This window comes from Acidovorax sp. (assembly GCF_046341535.1).
Classification (GTDB): Bacteria; Pseudomonadota; Gammaproteobacteria; order Burkholderiales; family Burkholderiaceae_C; genus Acidovorax.
The window spans coordinates 1-2,710 of the sequence record NZ_JBKDRI010000198.1; the positions used below are offsets into that span (position 1 = coordinate 1).

Annotated in this window: 1 protein-coding gene and 2 pseudogenes; all 3 read right to left on the reverse strand. The window is 65.5% G+C overall.

Annotated features, from left to right (window positions below):
* Positions 1-332: 332 nt before the first annotated feature.
* Entirely contained in the window at positions 333-905 is a 573-nt protein-coding gene (dcd, locus tag ACK543_RS14685) for a dCTP deaminase (protein WP_409943574.1), read from the reverse strand.
* Positions 906-1,001: 96 nt separating this feature from the next.
* Positions 1,002-2,282: pseudogene (gene guaD / locus ACK543_RS14690) on the reverse strand (guanine deaminase); the annotation flags it as partial.
* Positions 2,283-2,365: 83 nt separating this feature from the next.
* A pseudogene (locus ACK543_RS14695) lies at positions 2,366-2,710 on the reverse strand (BMP family ABC transporter substrate-binding protein); the annotation flags it as partial.

Consider the following 2,710-nt stretch of genomic DNA (forward strand, 5'->3'; position numbering starts at 1 on the left):
CCCGAGAGCAAGCCAGCACGCTTGCCGCACTGAACGTCAAGAACCCCAATCCAGACCCCCAATTAAGCCTCTTGTAGTGGCAATTCGCGAACGCGATCTATATAGATCAAGTACTTACAGCGCTTCGTGTCGAACTCGGGCTGCCTGAGAGCCTTTCCACGATCTCGGGGGGGGCCAGCGTGATCGCCACAGGCTCTGACAGCATCCATCATTGAGATCACGCGCAGGCCAGTCCATGCGGGCTCGGTGAGCCGCCCCCTGGTTGACGCAATGGGGTTCGACCCGGCGACGGACGCAAGGGCGCTGGCGGCCCTGACGAGCCACCGAGGGCGTCAGGCCTTGGGCAGGGTCACGCCGACCTGGCCCTGGTACTTGCCACCGCGGTCACGGTAGCTGACCTCGCACACGTCGTCCGGGTCGCTCTCGAAGAACAGGACCTGCGCGCAGCCTTCGCCCGCGTAGATGCGGGCCGGCAGGGGTGTGGTGTTGGAAAACTCCAGCGTCACATAGCCTTCCCACTCGGGCTCGAACGGCGTCACATTCACGATGATGCCGCAGCGGGCATAGGTGCTCTTGCCCAGGCAGATGGTCAGCACGTTGCGCGGGATGCGAAAGTATTCCATCGTGCGCGCCAGCGCAAAGCTGTTGGGCGGGATGATGCAGCTGTCTCCCTCGAAATCCACGAAGCTCTTTTCGTCGAAATTCTTCGGGTCCACCACCGTGCTGTGGATGTTGGTGAAGACCTTGAATTCGGGCGCGCAGCGGATGTCGTAGCCGTAGCTGCTGGTGCCGTAGCTGATGATCTTGCGGCCCTCGACCTCACGCACCTGGCCGGGCTCGAACGGTTCGATCATGCCGTGCTCTGCAGCCATGCGGCGAATCCATTTGTCGCTCTTGATGCTCATCGTGATGCCCCTGCGCTGGGCCCCGCGAGCGTACCGCCGCCGGGCGCTATTAAAGTCGTAGCTGTTGGCGCTTGAACGTCGAGCGCGTGGGGGGTATTTTGCTTGAGAAATCACGGTTTGCTCCACGACCCGGTCATCGCCGATCACGATCAGTGCAAACAACAGCTCCGCCAGGCTGCTGGCCTGCTGTGTCCTGCGCGCCAGCAGCGGCGTGGCCGATGGGTTGAGCACCACAAAATCCGCCTCGCAGCCAGGCTGCAGGTTGCCCACCACGCCCCCCAGACCCAGCGCGCGCGCCGCGCCAGCCGTGTGCTGCCACCACAGGCGCTCGGGCGATAGGCAAAGCCCCGGCTTGGTCTGACCTTCTCGTCCCACGTAGTAGGCCGCCAGCATGGTGTGGAAGGGGCTGAAGCTGGTGCCACCGCCCACGTCGCTGGCCAGCCCGTAGCCAAAGCCCACACGGTCGGCACCCGCATAGTCAAAAAAGCCACTGCCCAGAAAAAGGTTGCTGGTGGGGCTGACAGCAGCCACCGCCCCGGTGTCACGCATCAGGGCGCGGTCGTCATCATCGATATGGATGCAGTGCGCGTACACCGCGCGCTCGCGCATCAGGCCGAAGTCGTCATAGATCGCCAGGTAGCTGCGCGATGCCGGAAACAGCTCGCGCGCCCAGCGGATCTCGTCCCGGTTTTCGGCCACATGCGACTGGATCCACACATCCGGGTAGCGCGCCGCCAGCTCACCCGCGCCGCGCAGCTGCTCGGGCGTGCTGGCAGGCGCAAAGCGCGGCGTGATGGCATAGCCCAGGCGGTCCACACCGTGCCAGCGCCTGATGAGCGATTCCGTGTCCAGCAGGCTCTGCTGCGTTTCGTCGCGCACGCCATCGGGCGAGTGGCGGTCCTGCAGCACCTTGCCGGTGATCATGCGCATGCCGTGGCGCTGCGCTGCGCCAAACAGTGCATCCACCGACGCGGGATGGGATGTGGCGAAGGTGAGCGCCGTGGTCACGCCGTTGCGCAGCAACTCGGCCATGAAGAAATCTGCCACCTGCTCGGCATAGGCAGCATCGGCAAACCGCGCTTCATGCGGAAATGTGTAGCGCTCCAGCCAGGGCAGCAAGCCATCCGCAGGCGAGCCGATCACATCGGTTTGCGGAAAGTGGATGTGCATGTCCACAAAACCCGGCGCAATGATCCGGCCCGGCAGGTGCGTGACGGGAAGGCCTGCATGCTGGGCAGCAAGGGCCTGCCAGGGACCGGCAGCCACCACCCGCTCGCGGCCCTCCGCATCGGGTGCCACGGCCAGCAGACCATCCTGGTCGTACAGGGCCGATCCATCTTCGGCAAAACGCAAAAGGGCTGAGCGGTAAACACGCATGGCGTCAAGCTTAGCCTGCCGGCTGGGGGCCGCGCATCCGTGCCGCAAAAAAGACGCCGTGGGCGCCCCCTTCCTGGCGCGGGTCAGCGCGCAACCTTGCCCTGCACGCCTTCGACCAGCCAGTTCATCTGCTGGATCTGAGGGTCGGTCAGGGCCTGCCCGGCGGCAATCACCTCACGGCCCTCGTTGTCGCGCACCGGGGTCTTGCCGGCGCGAAACGGCTGCAGGCGCCCCTCGCCAATGGCCTTCTGCGCTGCCAGCACGTCCTTTTGCACGGCAGCGGGCACCCGGGGGCCAAAGTCGCCGACGCGGATCATGCCCTCGCGCACACCGCCCCACAGGCTGGCGCTGGTCCAGGCGCCCTGCTGCACGGCGCGCACGCGCTGCGTGTAGTAGTCGCCCCACTGGTGCGTCACGGCCACGATCTG